The organism is Novosphingobium sp. PY1, assembly GCF_017312445.1.
Taxonomy (GTDB): domain Bacteria; phylum Pseudomonadota; class Alphaproteobacteria; order Sphingomonadales; family Sphingomonadaceae; genus Novosphingobium.
In genome coordinates this window covers 542,179-558,930 of record NZ_BLTI01000004.1, presented here as the reverse complement: position 1 = coordinate 558,930, position 16,752 = coordinate 542,179, and the positions used below count along the sequence as shown (strand labels likewise).

Annotated in this window: 13 protein-coding genes; 6 read left to right on the top strand and 7 right to left on the bottom strand. The window is 64.3% G+C overall.

Features of this window, described 5'->3' with window-relative positions; translation table 11 throughout:
• Positions 1 to 7 precede the first annotated feature (7 nt).
• Positions 8 to 1,270 carry an N-succinylarginine dihydrolase gene (locus J3474_RS06700; protein WP_207093490.1) on the top strand — a complete coding sequence of 421 codons (1,263 nt, stop codon included), beginning with the start codon at positions 8 to 10 and terminating at the stop codon, positions 1,268 to 1,270.
• A gap of 18 nt (positions 1,271 to 1,288) precedes the next feature.
• On the opposite strand, the gene J3474_RS06695 is transcribed toward J3474_RS06700, so the two are convergent.
• From J3474_RS06695 to phhA, 6 genes are all read right to left on the bottom strand, one after another.
• Positions 1,289 to 1,795, bottom strand: coding sequence for a phosphatase PAP2 family protein (locus tag J3474_RS06695; RefSeq protein ID WP_242528224.1), 507 nt, complete (start codon positions 1,793 to 1,795; stop codon positions 1,289 to 1,291).
• Positions 1,796 to 1,890: 95 nt separating this feature from the next.
• Positions 1,891 to 2,856 carry a GGDEF domain-containing protein gene (locus J3474_RS06690; RefSeq protein ID WP_242528223.1) on the bottom strand — a complete coding sequence of 322 codons (966 nt, stop codon included), beginning with the start codon at positions 2,854 to 2,856 and terminating at the stop codon, positions 1,891 to 1,893.
• Positions 2,857 to 2,985: 129 nt separating this feature from the next.
• Positions 2,986 to 3,621 (bottom strand): maleylacetoacetate isomerase, encoded by a 636-nt coding sequence (gene maiA, locus J3474_RS06685; protein WP_207093488.1) that lies wholly within the window; start codon positions 3,619 to 3,621, stop codon positions 2,986 to 2,988.
• A 14-nt stretch (positions 3,622 to 3,635) separates the two neighbouring features.
• Positions 3,636 to 4,205 carry a VOC family protein gene (locus tag J3474_RS06680; protein WP_013832052.1) on the bottom strand — a complete coding sequence of 190 codons (570 nt, stop codon included), beginning with the start codon at positions 4,203 to 4,205 and terminating at the stop codon, positions 3,636 to 3,638.
• 115 nt (positions 4,206 to 4,320) lie between these two features.
• Positions 4,321 to 5,436: a 4-hydroxyphenylpyruvate dioxygenase gene (hppD, locus tag J3474_RS06675; protein ID WP_207093487.1), complete on the bottom strand. Its 1,116-nt coding sequence runs from the start codon at positions 5,434 to 5,436 to the stop codon at positions 4,321 to 4,323.
• On the bottom strand, positions 5,433 to 6,299 hold the full coding sequence (phhA, locus tag J3474_RS06670; RefSeq protein WP_207093486.1) for a phenylalanine 4-monooxygenase: 867 nt from the start codon (positions 6,297 to 6,299) through the stop codon (positions 5,433 to 5,435). The genes hppD and phhA overlap by 4 nt, the downstream gene beginning before the upstream one ends.
• A gap of 107 nt (positions 6,300 to 6,406) precedes the next feature.
• On the opposite strand from phhA, the gene J3474_RS06665 reads away from it, so the two are divergent.
• Positions 6,407 to 6,868 carry an Lrp/AsnC family transcriptional regulator gene (locus J3474_RS06665; RefSeq protein WP_007012129.1) on the top strand — a complete coding sequence of 154 codons (462 nt, stop codon included), beginning with the start codon at positions 6,407 to 6,409 and terminating at the stop codon, positions 6,866 to 6,868.
• A 65-nt stretch (positions 6,869 to 6,933) separates the two neighbouring features.
• Here J3474_RS06665 and J3474_RS06660 read toward each other — a convergent pair whose 3' ends face one another.
• Complete coding sequence (locus J3474_RS06660; RefSeq protein WP_207093485.1) at positions 6,934 to 11,676, bottom strand: NAD-glutamate dehydrogenase domain-containing protein; 4,743 nt, start codon at positions 11,674 to 11,676, stop codon at positions 6,934 to 6,936.
• A gap of 501 nt (positions 11,677 to 12,177) precedes the next feature.
• Between J3474_RS06660 and J3474_RS06655 the strand changes: the two genes are divergently transcribed.
• The 4 genes from J3474_RS06655 to J3474_RS06640 all read left to right on the top strand — a co-directional run bounded on the left by J3474_RS06655 (position 12,178) and on the right by J3474_RS06640 (position 16,725).
• Positions 12,178 to 13,497, top strand: a complete 1,320-nt coding sequence (locus J3474_RS06655) for an MFS transporter (RefSeq protein ID WP_207093484.1) — start codon at positions 12,178 to 12,180, stop codon at positions 13,495 to 13,497.
• Between the two features lie 87 nt (positions 13,498 to 13,584).
• Complete coding sequence (locus tag J3474_RS06650; RefSeq protein ID WP_207093483.1) at positions 13,585 to 14,631, top strand: LacI family DNA-binding transcriptional regulator; 1,047 nt, start codon at positions 13,585 to 13,587, stop codon at positions 14,629 to 14,631.
• 104 nt (positions 14,632 to 14,735) lie between these two features.
• Positions 14,736 to 15,410 carry a peptide-methionine (S)-S-oxide reductase MsrA gene (gene msrA / locus J3474_RS06645; protein WP_207093482.1) on the top strand — a complete coding sequence of 225 codons (675 nt, stop codon included), beginning with the start codon at positions 14,736 to 14,738 and terminating at the stop codon, positions 15,408 to 15,410.
• A 127-nt stretch (positions 15,411 to 15,537) separates the two neighbouring features.
• Positions 15,538 to 16,725, top strand: coding sequence for a hypothetical protein (locus tag J3474_RS06640; protein ID WP_207093481.1), 1,188 nt, complete (start codon positions 15,538 to 15,540; stop codon positions 16,723 to 16,725).
• Positions 16,726 to 16,752 lie beyond the last annotated feature (27 nt).

The window sequence follows — 16,752 nt, the reverse complement described above, 5'->3', positions numbered from 1 at the left end:
TACTCTGATGCTGACGGAAATCAACTTCGATGGAATTGTCGGACCCAGCCACAACTATGCCGGCCTGAGCCTTGGCAATCTGGCTTCTGCGAAGAACGCCGGGAAAGTCGCGCGCCCCCGCGCCGCGGCGCTTCAGGGCCTGGCAAAAATGCGCGCGAACCTCGAGCGCGGGCTGGCGCAGGGTTTCTTCCTGCCGCAACGCCGTCCGGACGAAGGTTGGTTGCGTCAGCTCGGCACCGACATGGCTGCCGCCAGCGCGCCCTTGCGGGCCAATGCCCTGTCCGCCTCGTCGATGTGGGCGGCCAATGCCGCGACCGTCTCGCCCGGCCCGGACACCGCCGACGGTCGCTGCCACCTGACCGTGGCCAACCTCGTGACGATGCCGCACCGCAGCCACGAATGGCGCGAAACGCTGGCGCAATTGCAGATCGCCTTCGCCAACGAAGCGCATTTCGCGGTTCACCCGCCGGTCCCTGCCCCCTTCGGAGACGAAGGGGCGGCCAATCACATGCGACTGTGTGCGGGCCATGACCGACCCGGCATCGAGGTCTTCGTCTACGGCGAAAGCGGCGGCCCTTTCCCGGCGCGACAGCACCGCGAGGCAAGCGCCGCCGTCGCTCGCCTGCATGGCCTTGCGCCGGAGCGCACGGTCCTCGCGCTGCAGTCGGAGGCGGCCATCGCCGCGGGCGCGTTCCACAACGACGTCGTCGCCGTTGCCAACGAGCGGGTCCTCTTCACGCATGAACAGGCCTTCGCCGACCGCGAGGGCCTCTATGCCAAGCTGCGCGGCAAGCTGCCGGAAATCGAGATCGTCGAAGTGCCCGCCAGCGCGGTCAGCCTCGCCGATGCGATTTCCTCCTATCTGTTCAACGCCCAGCTGGTGACGCTGCCCTCGGACGAAATGGCGCTGGTGCTTCCGGGCGAGGCGCGAGAGACGCCCGCGGTCTGGCAATGGCTGGAAGCGCATGTCGCGGGCAACGGACCGATCCGGCACCTCTTCGTCCACGACTTGCGCGAATCGATGGCCAACGGCGGCGGCCCGGCCTGTCTGCGCCTGCGCGTAGTGGCCGATCCCGCGACGGTCGACCCGCGATTCATCGCGACACCCGAAAAGCTCAGCGCAATCGAGGCGCTCGTCGCCCGGCTCTGGCCGGAACAGCTTGCAGTAGAGGACTTCGCCTCACCCGCGCTATGGCAAGAGCTTGTCACCGCCCGCGCGGCACTTTGCCGCGAACTGGGCCTCGAAGAACTGGATCGCGGCGCGTTCTGAGCGAAACTTCTGCCGCGCTTAGAAGCGGGCAGAAACGGACACCCCCGCGCTTCCCGTATCGCCCCAGGGCATGACGCGCACTTGCGCGTCACGGCGCGAGGTGATCAGGAACCCGGCGGCCTCGCCGATCGCGGCGCCGGCCAGAACGTCGTACCAGTGATGCTTGTCCGCCTTCACGCGCGAGACGCCGACGACGGCGGCCAGCACTTGCGCAGGCAGGCCGATCTTCCAGCCGTAGCGGTTCTGCAGGGTCGCCGCGCTGGCGAAGGAAATGGCCGTGTGGCCGGAGGGAAAGCTCTTGCGGTCGCTGCCATCCGGCCGCGTCTCTGGAAATGCCTCCTTGAGACCCAGCGAAACCAATTCGGCCGAGCCGAGGCTGCCTCCCGCCTGCAGCACTCCGGCGGTATCGCCCTGTGCCAGGGGAATGCCGAGCGCGGCCACCACCAGCACATCGCGTCCGGCATTGCCGATGTCGCGCCATGTGCCCTCGCCCGCCCAGGCCGGCGTGGCACCCGTTGCCAGCACGGCAGCGAATGCAAGCCCGAGAAAGTTTCGGAACCTGGGTGGAAGAGCAGATACAGTCACTTGTGCAAGACGCCGCGCGTGGCTTCACTCCGCAGTCAGGCGGCGGCGTGACTGTCCGAAACCGAGGATGGCTCGGCCATGGGCACCCTGTCGACCTGGCGCACTACCGAATCGTGTCCGAGCTGGTCCTGCTCGATCAGGCACGGCGAAAACTGGACCCTGCCGCCACTTTCGAAGGCGGTCGACACGAGCACGCCGGACCGCGATTTCTTGGCCATGTACATGAGTTCGTCGGCCGCGCGCAGTTCGCCGTCGATGGAGGTCGAGCCTTCCGGCAGGAGCAGGACGCCAAGGCTGCACGTCAGGTGAAAGCGGCTTTCGCCGAATTCGGTGTTCAGGGCGGTGTCGAGCCGGTTGGCGACCGCAGTGCCGGAGTCCTTGTCCTTGAGCTTCATGAAGATGACGAACTCGTCGCCGCCCATGCGCGCCAGCACGTCGCCCTTGCGGATGGTCTTGCGCACGGTCTCGGCGAAGACCTTGAGGTTCTCGTCCCCTTGTGCGTGACCTTCCTCGTCGTTGACGCGCTTGAGGCCGTCGATGTCCGCATAGATCAGCGCATGCCAGCCGCCGCTTTTCCGGTTCTTGCGCAGGATCTCGAAGAAGGCGGAGCGGTTCCAGGCCCCGGTCAGCACATCGATCCGGGCCGCGCGCCATTCGCGCTCGCAGGCCTTGCGGGCCGCACCGATGACGAGAACCACGATCAGGATGCCCAGGATCCGCACCGCCAGGTTCGGAGCGCCATCCGGACCATTGCCAGTGGCAAGCAGGAACTCGCCCGTTGCAAGCCTTACGCCGATGATGCCGAAACCGATGGCCACGGCGACCAGCGAGTTGAGCGACCATGCGGCGAAGGCAAGGATCGCCAGGTAAACCGGGCCGAACCAGATGCCGGGAGAGGCCTGGACCTCGATGATCGCCAGGATCGGCAGGAGCGTGGCGACGATGACCCAGGCCATGCGCGGCGAGACGCGAAACAGATAGGAGTGCTGCAGCCCATGCACCTCCCGGCTGGCGAATCTCCGTTCTGTGTGGCGTCGGGAAGTCATGCGCACTTATGTACATACTATGCCTAATTCTAAGTAAACGCCCTTAGTCCCCTGACACGATGCCGCTGGAACGGCGCTGCAAGGTCACTTCGGGCAATCCGGCTGATTGTCGGGATGTGCGGCCACGAAGGCAGGATGGGCCAGGCATGCCGCCTCGATCCGGGTCATCTGCGGCATTGCAGCAAGATCGAAATCGAACCGCCGCGCATTGTAGAGCTGCGGCACCAGCACGCATTCGAACAGGCCGGGCGCATCGAACAGGAAATCGCCCGATCCGCGCGCCGCCAGCTTCGCCTCAAGAGGGACGAGGGTCTTTTCCAGCCAGTGGCGATACCAGGTGTCGATCTCTTCCTGCGAGTGGCCGAGTTCGGCCTTGAGATACTTGAGTACGGGCAGGTTCAGAGGGGCGTGCAGTTCGGTTGCGATCGCCATCGCCAGCTCGCGCATGACGAAGCGGTCCTCGACATCCACCGGCAGCAGCCGCCTGTCGGGATGGCGCTCGTCGAGCCATTCGAGCACCGCCATCGACTGCGCATAGAACCTTCCCTCTGCCTTGAGCGCGGGCACGCCCGCGAAGGGATTGATCCTGCGAAATTCCTCGCCGCGCTGCTCCGCCTTGAGCAGATTGACCGGCACGATCTCGTACTCCAGCCCCTTCAGGTTGAGGGCGATGCGCAGGCGATAGCTCGTCGAACTGCGGTAGTAGGAATAGAGACGCATTGCGGTCCGCCCTTTCAGCTTTCCTGGGCGATCTTCTCGTGCAGCCAGGCGGCATGGCGCGGCGCCTTCTTGGTGCGCGACCATTCCTCGAGCATGTCCTCGGCCACGTCGTTGAGGCGCTTCATCTGTTCGGGCGTACCGAATTGCCAGGCCAGTTCAAGACGGTGGCCGTTGGGATCGAAGAAATAGATCGACTTGAAGACGCCATGATGCGTCGGCCCGACCACTTCCAGCCCGCGTTCCTCGGCCCGTGCCTTGGCAGCGAGCAGGTCTTCCTCGCTATCGACCTTGAAGGCAATGTGCTGGACCCACGCGGGGGTGGCCTCGTCGCGGCCCATGTCAGGCGCATTGGGCAGCTCGAAGAATGCCAGCACATTGCCGCCGCCGGCATCCATGAAGATGTGCATGTACGGATCGGGCGCACCTGTGGAGGGCACGTTATCCTCGGCGATGGCAAGCATGAAATCCATGCCCATGACATCGCGGTAGAACTCGACCGTCTCCTTCGCATCCCGGCAACGATAGGCAACGTGGTGAATGCCCCCCAGTCGGGGCGCTCCGTTAGCATGCTGGCCTTCAGTCATCGTATCGCTCTCCGCTTGTTCGTGAACCTGCCGGACCGGCGACCCGGAATGGATTTCGGTCCGGCAGGCCTTGCGGGGCCGCGCATCGGGCGCCGACGCGCTGGCCCCATCGGTGTCACTCGGCCGGTTCTTCCACCTTCAGCACGCCGCGGCGAACCTGGTCGCGCTCCATGGATTCGAACAGGGCCTTGAAGTTGCCTTCGCCAAAGCCTTCGTCACCCTTGCGCTGGATGAACTCGAAGAAGACCGGCCCGACCTGCGCCTCGGCGAAAATCTGCAGCAGAAGGCGCGGGCTTCCGCCTTCTGTGGTGCCGTCAAGCAGGATGCCGCGCGCCTTGAGTTCACCGGCAGGCTGGCCGTGACCGGGCAGACGCTCGTCAAGCATCTCGTAATAGGTCTCGGGCGGAGCGGTCATGAACGGTACGCCCAGCGCCTTGAGGCGGTCCCAGGCCTTCAGCAGATCTTCGGTGATGAGCGCGATGTGCTGGATGCCCTCACCGTTGAACTGACGCAGGAATTCCTCGATCTGGCCCTTGCCGCCTTCGCCTTCCTCGTTGAGCGGAATGCGGATCTTGCCGTCGGGCGCAGTCAGCGCCTTGGAGGTAAGGCCGGTGTACTCGCCCTTGATGTCGAAGTAGCGGATCTCGCGGAAATTGAAGAGCTTCTCGTAGTAGTCGGCCCAATAGGCCATGCGCCCGCCGTAGACGTTGTGCGTCAGGTGGTCGATGCGGTCGAAGCCGGCGCCTTCGGGGTGCCGTGCAACGCCCGGCAGGTATTCGAAATCGATGTCGTAGATCGACAGCGCGCCATCACCGTCGCGCTCGTAGCGGTCGATGAGATAGATGATCGAGTTGCCGATGCCGCGGATGCCGGGAAGGTGCAGTTCCATCGGCCCGGTCGCGACCTGCACCGGCTCGGCCGAACGGGCGAGCAGTTCGTCATAGGCCTTGCGCGCATCGCGCACGCGGAAACCCATGCCGCAGGCGCTCGGGCCATGCTCGCGGCTGAAGAACCAGGCCGGGCTGTGCGGCTCGTAATTGGTGATGAAGTTGATCTCGCCCTGGCGCCACAGCTCGACGTCCTTGGAGCGGTGGCGGGCGATCTTCGTGAACCCCATGGCCTCGAACACCGGCTCCAGCACGCCCTTTTCGGGCGCGGAGAATTCGACGAACTCGAAGCCGTCGAGGCCGATGGGATTGTCGAACAGGTCGGTGGAGGACTGGGTGGTCATGGGGTCATCTCGCGTTTCGGATTGTAGGGGGTTTCGCCGGGCAGGCTTTCGCCCGCCGGCAGCGCAGGCGCATCGCGCCACTGTTCGTAGACGGGCCCGAAATCGAGGCCGACCAGGTCGTCGATGAGCTGGGGCAGGCTTTCGAGCACGAAGTAGGTCTTCTGGAAATCGTCGATCATGTAGCCGGTGCGCATGACCCGGACCGGATCGAACGGCAGGCGCAGGACGCCGGAATCGTCGATCGAATAGACCGTCTCGCTATGGGAGGAGATGATGCCCGCGCCGAACACGCGCAGCTCATCGCCTTCGCGCACGAGGCCGAATTCGATCGTGTACCAGTAGATGCGCGCCAGCATCGGCAGCGCGTCCATTGCCATCGCCCGCTCGCCGGCCTTGCCATAGAGTTCGAGGAAGTCGGCGATCGCGGGATCGAGCAACATCGGCACGTGGCCGAAGAAATCGTGGAACACGTCCGGCTCGACCAGATAGTCGAGCTCGTGCTCCTCGCGGATCCAGCGCGTCACCGGAAATCGGCGGTGGGCCAGATGATCGAAGAATACCGCATCGGGAATGAAGCCGGGGACCGCGACGAGCTGCCAGCCAGTGGCCGGGCCAAGGATGGCGTTGGCATCCTCAAAGCGCGGGATCCCCACGGCGCAGTCGAGACGGGCCAGACCCTCGCGGAAGGAGCGGCATGCATAACGGTCGGTGAGTGCCGACTGGCGCGCATGAAGCCGCCGCCAGCGCTCGTGCATCTGGGGCGTATAGGCATGCCAATCCTGCCCGACGGTATAATCGTCGGAGGCACCCTCGTACTCGCCACGAAGGCCGCTGGCGCTGGTATCCGTGCTGGGCTTCTTCATGGATTGGACAATACCACGAACTTCACTTCATATTCATGCGATTGTCTCATGGTTTAGCTGTGGTATTGGTGGATTCCACCATGAACAGTCATTCCGGTAGGTGATCCGTGCCCCTAGACGAATTCGACCGCAAGATCGTCCAGTCGCTCCAGATCGATGCGCGCATGCCCGTGGCGCAAGTGGCGGAACGCACGGCCCTTTCCGCCACCCCGGTAAGCCGCCGGATCAAGCGGCTGGAGGACGATGGCGTAATCGTCGGCTACCAGCCGATCCTCGACGCGCGAAAGCTTGGATTCGAGCTCGACGCCTATGTGCTGATCAATCTCGACGCGCACAGCGACGACAACATCTCGCGCTTCGAGCAGGCGATTCAGGACAATTCCTATGTCATCGCCTGCCACGCGGTGACCGGCGACATGGACTACCTCGTCCACGTGATCGCGCGCGATGTCGAGCACCTGTCGCAGATCACGCTCAAGTCGCTGCTGCGCATTCCCGGGGTGCGCGACGTCAAGTCGATCATCGTGCTTGAGACGATCAAGGAAATGCGCGCGATGCCGCTGGACTGAGCGAATTCGATTGATGGCCGCCCCCCGGACCCGATCCGGGGGGCGGCGAACTTGAGGGCTTCTCTTCAGCGGCCCAGCAGGTTGCGTGCCTGACTGGCGATCTGGGCCAGCATGGCCGGCGTGATCGGGGCGGTGTTCTCCGCCCGCGCCACGGTGGCCCGGAACGTGCTGATCGAGGTGCGGTGGTGCCGCCCCCATTCCTCGACGGCGGCGATCGGATCGGACTTGCCCAGCTTGCTGCGCGCCAGCGAGCGCAGGAACTCGAGCCGCATCTGCTGGAAATCGCGGGCCAGCCCGGCAACCAGCAGGCGCTCCCAGGGATCGGACGGGTTCATGATCGCCGCGCTCGACTGCGCCCAGTCGAGCCCGAGGCCAGTGCCGATACGGGTAAAGGCGTTGACCAGCTTGCGCGGATCGATGCGGGTGCTGTCGGCCAGTTCGGCGATGCCGACCGCACCGTCGAGATCGAACAGGTGCGCCACGTCCGTGGCTTCCGCTTCCGGTGCGCCGCGTTCCAGCAGCGCCGCGCGCAGCCGCTGCGAATGGGCCAGGGTCCGCTCACCCAGGAGGGACTGGGTTCCCACGCCCAGCGCTGCCACGTGCTTGCCAATCCGCTCGAAGAACTCATGCGGCGGAACCTGCCCGGCCCCTGCGCGCAGCAGGTCGGCCATGTGCCCGCGCGTGGCCACCGCCACCCGGTCGAACATCAGCAGGCGCGCATCTTCCGACATCGGCGCGGCTTCCAGCCGTTCCCACAGCGTTTCGAGATCGAACAGCTGGACCGCAAGGGCGAAGGCCGCGGCGATTTGCGCCAGCCCCACGCCTTCCTCTTCGGCCAGCTCGAAGGGATGGACGATGCCAAGGCGATTGACGATGCGGTTGGCCAGCTTGGTCGCAATGATTTCAGGCGCAAGGCGATGGCCCTTGATGAAGCGCGCGAACTTGTCCTGCATCGGTTCCGGGAAGGCCCCCAGCAGCAGATCGGTCAGGCTGGGATCGGCCGCCAGGTCGCTCTGCTCGATGGCGTCCTGCAACACCAGCTTGCCGCTGGAAAGCAGCACGGCCAGTTCGGGACGGGTAAGCCCCTGCCCGTCGAGCGCGCGGCGCTGGAGCAGGTCGTTCTCGGCCAGCCCCTCGGTCCGGCGGTCGAGATTGCCGCTTTCCTCCAGCATTTCGATAAGGCGAATGTGCGACGGCATGGACGAGGCCCCGCCCCGCTGCGCGATCGAAAGCGCAAGGGCCTGCAGGCGGTTGTCCTCCAGTACCAGTTCGGCGACTTCGTCGGTCATTTCGCGCAGCAGTTCGTTGCGCTTCTTTTCCGAGAGCTTGCCCGAGCGGCGCGCCGCTGCGAGCGCGATCTTGATGTTGACCTCGTTGTCCGAACAGTCGACGCCGGCCGAATTGTCGATGAAGTCGGCATTGATGCGCCCGCCGCGCGCGGCGAACTCGATGCGCCCCGCCTGCGTCACGCCGAGGTTGGCGCCCTCGCCGATGACTTTGACGTGCAGGTCGGCCGCATTGACGCGCAGCGTGTCGTTGGCCGGATCGCCCACGGCGACATTGTTTTCGCCGGCGGACTTCACGTAAGTGCCGATGCCGCCGAACCACAGCAGGTCGGCCTTGCTGGAAAGGATCGCCGTGATCAGCGAATCCGGATCGAGCGCCTCGGCCTCGATGCCCAGCGCCGCGCGTATTTCCGGCGAGAGGGGGATCGACTTGAGCTTGCGCGGGAAAACTCCCCCTCCCTTCGAGATCAGCGACTTGTCATAATCGTCCCAGCTGGAATGCGGCAGGTCGAACATGCGCTTGCGCTCAGCCCAGCTGCTTGCCGGGTCCGGATCGGGATCGAAGAAGATGTGCCGGTGGTCGAAGGCGGCGACGAGCTTGATCGCCCTGGACAGCAGCATTCCGTTGCCGAAGACGTCGCCCGACATGTCGCCGCAGCCTATGACGCGTACCGGCTGGCTTTGCACGTCGATGCCCATTTCGAGGAAATGGCGGCGCACCGAAAGCCAGGCGCCGCGGGCGGTGATGCCCATGGCCTTGTGATCGTAGCCATTGGATCCGCCGCTGGCGAAGGCATCGTCGAGCCAGAAGTCGCGCGATTCCGCGATGCCGTTGGCAACGTCGGAGAACTTGGCCGTACCCTTGTCCGCCGCGACGACGAAATAGGGGTCCTCACCGTCGAGGATCACCACGTCTTCGGGATGGACCACCTTGTCCTTGACGATGTTGTCGGTCACCGAAAGCAGGGTGGCGATGAAAACCTCGTAGCAGCCCTGCCCCTCTGCCGCCCATCCGGCCCGATCGAGCGCGGGATCGGGAAGCTGCTTGGGATAGAAGCCGCCCTTGGCCCCGGTCGGCACGATCACCGCGTTCTTGACGCGCTGCGCCTTCATCAGCCCGAGGATCTCGGTGCGATAGTCGTCGCGGCGATCGGACCAGCGCAGGCCGCCGCGTGCAACCGGCCCGGCCCGCAAGTGGATGCCTTCGACGCGCCGGGAATAGACGAAGATCTCGCGCCAGGGCAGCGGCCGGGGCAGGCCGGGAACGAGCGCGGAATCGAACTTGAAGGCCAATGCCAGTTGCCCGGCATGGGCAAAGGCATTGGTGCGCTGCATCGCCAGCACGAGATCGCGGTATGCGCGCAGCAGGCGGTCGTCGTTGATGGCGACGACATCGGCGAGACCTGCGCGAATCTGCTCTTCCGCCTCCAGCCTCGCCTGCTCCCTGTCGCCCTGGAACTGCGGGTCGTGAATGGCGCGGAACAGCGCGATGATCGCTGTCGTCACGCGGGGCGCGCCCTGCAGCGCATCGACTACGGTGGCGATCCCGAAATGGGTACCGCCCTGGCGCAAGTAACGATACCAGGCGCGCAGCCAGTTGGTCTCGCGCTTGGAGAGGCCGAGCATCGGCACGAGGCGGTTGAACGCATCGTTCTCGCTCTCGTTGTTGAGGACCGAACACAGCGCATCCTCGATCATTTCGCCGAGGCCCAGAACCTCCTCCGCATTGCGGCCGACCGGCAGCGCCAGCGTGAAATCGTGGATCGTGCCGATGCGGCCGCTCTCCAGCGGCGTGGGGACTTCGGCAAGGACGCGGAAGCCGAAATTCTCAAGCGCCGGAACCGCATCGGACAATGGCAGGCTGCCCTCTGCCTGATAGACCTTGAGGCGCAGGTGCGCGGCATCGTCGCTGGCATGGCGATAGAGGCGCGCGTCGCGCAGGCCATGGCGATGTTCGCCCTCCGCCGCCTCGCCCACGACCACCTTGCGCATGTGCGAGATGTCCAGCGCGGCTTCGACCGGGCCGTAATCGGTGCGGTAGGACAGCGGGAAGGCATCGGCATAGCGCCCGGCGACGGCAGCCGCACGCGCTGGGTCCATCCCTTGCGCCAGGACAGCCTCAACCGCTTCGCCCCAGCCGCGCAGCATGACCTGCAGGTGCTGGTCGAGCGCATCTTCATTGAGCGCGCTGGCGCCTTCGCGAATGTCGAGCGTGAAGCGCATCATGGCCAGGTTGCCGGCCTCGACCTGCAGGCTCCAGTCGATGGTCGGCGCTTCTGCCGCTTCCTCGATCATCGACTGGATGCGGCGGCGCATCTGGGTCGAGACCATGTCGCGCGGCAGCCAGACGAACACGAAAAGGTGGCGCGAAAGCGGTGCGCTGGTGATCAGCAGGCGTGGCCGGGGGCGGTCCACCAACCCCGTCATCGTCGTCGCCAGCCGCTCCACGTCGTAGGAACCAAGGCCAAGGACAAGATCATGCGGCAGGCTGGTCAGCGCATGGGCCAGTGCCTTGCCGGTATGGCCGATCGGATCGAGGCCGAGCTTGCCGGCAAGACCGGTCAGCAGCACGCGCAGGCGCGGGACATCGCCCGGAGGCGCCGCGAGCGCGGCGCTCGTCCAGATTCCGGCATGGACCGAAAGGGCAGTGACCCGGCCCTCGTCGATGACCGGAACAATGAACAGGTCCATCGGCACGCGGCGGTGGACGGTGGCGATGCGGTTGGCCTTGATCACCATCGGCGAAACGATGGTGCCCGCCTCGACCTGGCGGTCGAACTCTGCAAAGGCCTGATCGTAACTGGTTGCAGAGAGGATATCGCGGGTTCCGCGGCGACACACACCCAGCAGCTGGCCGTGCGTACCGTCGCGCCGACGCGTGACATGGCCGAGCTGGGTGAGCATCCCCCCGGCGAACCAGCGCAGCAGCGCGGCGCCTTCGGCGTCGTCGACCTGCTCGGCATCGATGGTCATCGCCTCGACCATGCGCGGCCAGTCCTTCACAGCGCTGCGAACGTCGGCCAGGGTGGATTCAAGCGAGCGGATCAGGGCACGGCGCTGGCGGGCATCGACGCGCGCTGTCTCGATATAGATCATCGATTCACGCACGGTGCCCGCCGCGTCCAGCCCGGGGAATTCCTCGAGCTGGCCTTTGGCGTTGCGCTTCACCGACAGCACCGGGTGGGCGAGGCGGTCGATGACGAGCCCGGCATCGGCAATCGCTGCGGCGACCGAGTCGACGAGGAACGGCATATCGTCGTTGATCAGGGCAATGCGCAGGTAGCGCCGTTCGTCGCTCGCGGAAGTGAGATCGACCACAGGTTCACCGGTGGGACGGTTGGTAGCTGCATCGAGAAGGCTGCGCGCGGCATCCTCGATCCACGAGGCATCCGCGGGTCCGTCGACCGGCAGCAGCGAGTCGCGAATGCGATCCGCAATCACCCCCTCCAGCCGCCCGGATGCGCCTTTGGAAGACTGCTTCGACCGCGCCTTGCCGGTTACGGCCACTTCGCCTGCACTCATTTCCTTCTCCGCGATTTGCTGTCGGGATCGGAACTTGCCCTCGCCGGAGGGTCCGACTCGACAATCTCTGTTATAGGCCCGGAATTGGCTTCCGGCATCAACCGCCTTCGCATGACGAGCGAAGGCGGCATTATTTTTAAACGCTTTTTTTCTGTTTCTGGTTGCGACCCGAGGGCCGGTTGCTTCTCGAGATGATGCTTGCCACGCGTGTAACGAAATTACGGCACAGAACAATAATCAATCTTCAGCATGTCATGTCGAAATTGGTCGGGCCAACGCGAGATCGTGGTGTTCCCGCTCGTCCCGCCGCTCAAACCTTGCATCCCCGATGGCCAAGCGAATGCGCGAAACTTCGGCCCCTGCCCATTCCAAGGCATGGGGCGCTGCCTTCTCGATGCTGGGGGGCCAAGGCTGCCCAATCGATTTGCAGGGGCAGGCCGATTGTGCGAGCCATGGACCAGTCAAGCGGCAGTGAGCGCCTCCTGCAGCGGAGAATGGTCCATGTCGATCGCACAGAAGAAGCCGCGCCTGCCGCTCGCTCGCATTGTCGAGATGAACGTCGGCTTCTTCGGCCTGCAGTTCAGCTTCGGCCTGCAGCAGGCGAACATGGGGCCCTTCTACGGCATTCTCGGCGCCAGCGAGGCAATCATGCCGCTGCTCTGGCTGGCAGGCCCGATCACCGGCCTTTTCGTCCAGCCGATCATCGGTGCCATGAGCGACCGCACCCGATCGCGCTTGGGCCGCCGCACGCCCTATTTCCTGATCGGCGCGGTGATCTGTTCGCTGTGCCTTCTGGCCATGCCCTATTCGCCCACGCTCTGGGTTGCGGCGAGCATGCTCTGGCTGCTGGATGCAGGCAACAACATTGCGATGGAACCTTATCGCGCTTATGTCGCGGACCGCCTGGCACCGGACCAGCGCCCCACCGGCTTCCTTACCCAGAGCGCCTTTACCGGTCTTGCCCAGACCCTGTCCTATCTCAGCCCTTCGCTGCTCACCGCCGTGATCGACCGCAACGCGCTCGATCCCAATGGCATTCCCATCGTGATCCGCATCGCCTTCGTGATCGGCGCGATCCTGTCGATCGCGACGATCGTCTATTCGGTCTGGCGCGTACCGGAACTGCCGCTCTCCGAGGAACAGCGCGCACATATCGACAGATCGCCGCTCACAACAGGAGCCACCTTGCGCGAGATCGGCAGCGCCATCCGGCAGATGCCGCGCCCCATGCGCCAGCTTGCCCTGGCCATGCTGTGCCAGTGGTATGCGATGTTCGTGTACTGGCAGTACATCGCCTTCGCGCTGTCGCGCTCTCTGTTCGATACGACCGATCCCGGTTCCGAAGGCTTCCGTTCCGGCACATTGACCGCCCAGCAGCTGGGCGCCTTCTTCAACTTCATCGCCTTTCTTGCCGCCCTTGCCCTCATCCCGATCGTCAAGCGCCAGGGCGCACGCAGCACCCACGCCGTGTGCCTGACCGCCTCGGGGCTGGCCATGCTGGCCATCCCCAACGTCGGATCGCTGCCGCTGCTTTACGCGCTGATGCTGGGCATCGGCCTGGGCTGGGCTGGCATGATGGGCAACACTTACGTCATGCTCGCCGATTCCATCCCGTCCGAGCGCTATGGAATCTACATGGGCATCTTCAACATGTTCATCGTCATTCCCATGCTGATCGAAACTTTGACAATGCCGGTGATCTACACGCCACTGCTGGGCGGGGATTCGCGTAATGCATTGATGTTTGCCGGAGTACTGATGTTGACCGGCGCGATTGCAACACTGTTCGTTCCGGCAGGGGGCAAGCCAAGAACATGTTAATGATTATGAACAAATAGTCACCTTGATGACTAGCAACTTCCTGCCCGCCAGCCTTGGTGGTAAGAGCCGCGGCCGGAATGGGGACATATGAAAAATAGCGAAAATCACCTCGGTAAGAACGGGGAACCTCAAAAAGTCCGCACTCTTGCCGATCTTGCCCGCATCGCAGGCGTTTCGGCCGGCACGGTTTCGCGAGCGCTCGCCGGCAAGTCGCTGGTCAATGCCGAAACACGCGATCGTATCCAGACGCTGGCGCGGGAGCACGGCTTTCGTCCCAACCAGATGGCAAGCAAGCTGCGCTCGCAGAAGACGGGCCTGATCGGCGTGGTCGTTCCCCTCGGCCACGAAAAGCGTCAGCATATCTCCGACCCGTTCTTCCTCACGCTGCTGGGCCAGATCGCCGACGAACTGACGGAAGTCGGCTACGACGTCATGCTGCGCCGCGTGATCCCGGAAGATACGACTGACTGGCTGGAACAGTTGACCGGCTCGGGGATGGTCGACGGCGTCATCGTCATCGGCCAGTCGGACCAGTTCGACATCATCGAAAGCGTTGCCGGCCATTACCATCCGCTGACCGTGTGGGGACATCACACCCCGGGACAGAGGCACTGCGTGGTCGGAACCGACAATGCCCTTGGCGGTCGCATGGCGGCAGAGCACCTGATTGCTTGCGGCGCGCGCAGCCTTGCCTTCCTCGGCGTCACGACCGGCATCGAGATCGCGGCCCGCTATCGGGCGGCCAAATCCGTCGCCGATGCAGCGGGCATCCCGCTCGTCCACCTGCCGATCGACCTGGCCGCCGCCACCATGGCATCGCAAATCGAAAGGACTTTGCCCGACTGTAAGGTCGACGGCATTTTCGCCGCATCCGACCTGATCGCGATGTCAGCCTTGCGCGTCCTGCACCAGCATGGGCGCGCGGTTCCCGACGACGTGCAGATCGTGGGTTTCGACGACCTGCCGCTCGCTTCGCAGACCATGCCGCCGCTCACGACGATCCGGCAGGAAATCGATCTGGGTGCAAGGATTCTTGTCGAAAAGCTCAAAGCGCGCATCGCCGGGGAGGATACCGATCATTTCGTGAATGCCCCACAATTGATCGTGCGCGGAACGACCAGAAGCGCCGCCTAACCTTTTTCAGCCGACAAGGCACTGCTTAGCGCAGGTTCAGGTTGCATGCCCTAGAGAAGGGGCGGACTGTCGTCCAAGGCGCCCAGATACCGGGAGAAGCAACCATGGCCATTCGCCCCGTCCCCATCATCCTGCTGGCAGGTGCAGGCGCCCTCGCCCTGGCTGCCGGCACCCTGCTGCCCGCCGAAACGAGCAGCGCGGCCAGCCGCATCCCGCCTCCCCCGGCGGAAAAGGCCGTACCGTCCGGCGATCAGGTGGCCGTTCTGGCAGGCGGCTGCTTCTGGGGCATCGAAGGCCTCTACGAGCATGTGCGCGGGGTAAAGTCAGTCACCTCGGGATATGCCGGCGGACAAAAGAGTACGGCCAACTACGGCGATGTGTCCTCCGAGAAGACCGGCCACGCCGAGGCCGTGCGGATCGTCTACGATCCAGCCAAGGTCAGCTACGGCACCCTGCTCCAGATCTACTTCTCGGTCGCGCATGACCCGACCCAGGTGAACCGGCAATACCCCGACGTCGGCCCCAGCTACCGCTCGGCGATCTTTCCGCAGAACGCCCTCCAGCGCGCCACGGCGCAGGCCTATATCGCCAAGCTGACCAAGGCGAAGAGCTTTCCCAAGCCGATCGCCACGAAGCTGGAGAGCGGGGCCTTCTATCCTGCCGAAGCCTATCATCAGGACTTCATGCGCAAGAACCCGCAGCACCCCTACATCGCACGCTGGGACAAGCCGAAGCTGGCCGCGTTCCGCAAGGAATATCCCAGCCTCTACCGCAATTGAAAGAACCACCTAACGGCCGTCCTCGAACTCGCACAGTCCGAATACTGCAGCGCGTCGCACAGACGACGTGCAGAGCCTTCCAATCTGCGTTAGGAGTCTAGCCGATCAAACCTGCCGGGGGGCTGTCATGATCAGGCGTCTTTGCATCGCGATGCTGCCGCTACTGTTGGCCGCATGCTTCCAGAGCGAAAATCCGCATTTCGTGCGCTCGGCGCTGGTTCAGCCGGCTGACCTGCTCGGCCTGCGCCTGAATATCGAAAATGCGCCCAAATCCATCGCCTACAACCTGTTCCGCCGGGACAAGAACGGCGGCGTCATCTGGGTCACCGACCGCAAGGGCGCGGAGACGACGCACAACCAGGTGATCCCCCTTGCCGGGCCCGACTCCTTCCTCTTCGTGATGAACACGAACGAGGAAACGGTTCAGTACGCAGTGCTTGAACGGCTGAAATCGGGCGCATGGGGCATGAGCACGATCGAACTGTCCCGCGAGTCGCCGTTCGCAGACCAGAACGTGGCTTACGCACGCAGCATTGCCGCGCGTCACGGACTAAGCCTGCATGTTGGCGATGGCACCACAATCGAAAGCCCGCTTACGGCCGATGCCGTGCTGGCAATGTTTCGCGATCCGGACTTTCTCGGTGCCCTGAGCATGCAACGCAGCACAATAATGCTGGCGCCGCGCGCGCGCGGAGAGCCGGGCGAGGAACTGCGGCTCGATCCGGAATCGATGCAACCGGCGCTGGTCGGAGTGGCTCTGCAGCCCGGCACCTTGGGAACGCTGGGCGAACTGGCAAAGCCCGAGGGGCTGGCCGGCCGCTACCTTCAGGCCAACCCCTATCATGAGGACGGACTCCTCCCGACGACCATTCGCCTTCTCGACACCGGCCAATTCGAGATTTCGACCAAGGACAGCAGGCGCGCTGTCATCAGCCTGTTCCCGTTCAATGAAGCCGAAGGCCAGTATCTGGCCATCAAGGACCTGGAATACGGGGAGGAGGACAACCCGAGCCACGCAGTGAACATCGACTATGTCGTTCGCACGAGCGATGGCTGGATTTTCCAGTCCGTGACCGTGCAGGAATGCGTTGCCCGCTCGGCAATTGTCTCCATGCACCGCGATCTTATGGGGCGCGCGGCCCTGCGCCATGGTCTGACCTGGAATGGCTCCGACCTTTCGGGCCTCAAGAGCATCGAACAGCTCGCCGCCCTCTTTGGCGACGGCCAGTTCACCTCCGGCCTGAGCGTAGACGACGAGCGTGTCGAACGGCTGTTCTCGCGCGAAAGTATCCAGACCAGGTTGCTGGACAAATGAACCTGAAGGCATAAGTCAGGCTGGCAA

Coding starts and splice junctions, on each gene's coding strand:
- J3474_RS06680 (WP_013832052.1), bottom strand. CDS start 4,205: ATGACTGAAGGCCAGCATGCTAACGGAGCGCCCCGACTGGGGGGCATT.
- msrA (WP_207093482.1), top strand. CDS start 14,736: ATGGCCATTCGCCCCGTCCCCATCATCCTGCTGGCAGGTGCAGGCGCC.
- J3474_RS06650 (WP_207093483.1), top strand. CDS start 13,585: ATGAAAAATAGCGAAAATCACCTCGGTAAGAACGGGGAACCTCAAAAA.
- J3474_RS06640 (WP_207093481.1), top strand. CDS start 15,538: ATGATCAGGCGTCTTTGCATCGCGATGCTGCCGCTACTGTTGGCCGCA.
- J3474_RS06655 (WP_207093484.1), top strand. CDS start 12,178: ATGTCGATCGCACAGAAGAAGCCGCGCCTGCCGCTCGCTCGCATTGTC.
- J3474_RS06700 (WP_207093490.1), top strand. CDS start 8: ATGCTGACGGAAATCAACTTCGATGGAATTGTCGGACCCAGCCACAAC.
- maiA (WP_207093488.1), bottom strand. CDS start 3,621: ATGCGTCTCTATTCCTACTACCGCAGTTCGACGAGCTATCGCCTGCGC.
- hppD (WP_207093487.1), bottom strand. CDS start 5,436: ATGACCACCCAGTCCTCCACCGACCTGTTCGACAATCCCATCGGCCTC.
- J3474_RS06660 (WP_207093485.1), bottom strand. CDS start 11,676: ATGAGTGCAGGCGAAGTGGCCGTAACCGGCAAGGCGCGGTCGAAGCAG.
- phhA (WP_207093486.1), bottom strand. CDS start 6,299: ATGAAGAAGCCCAGCACGGATACCAGCGCCAGCGGCCTTCGTGGCGAG.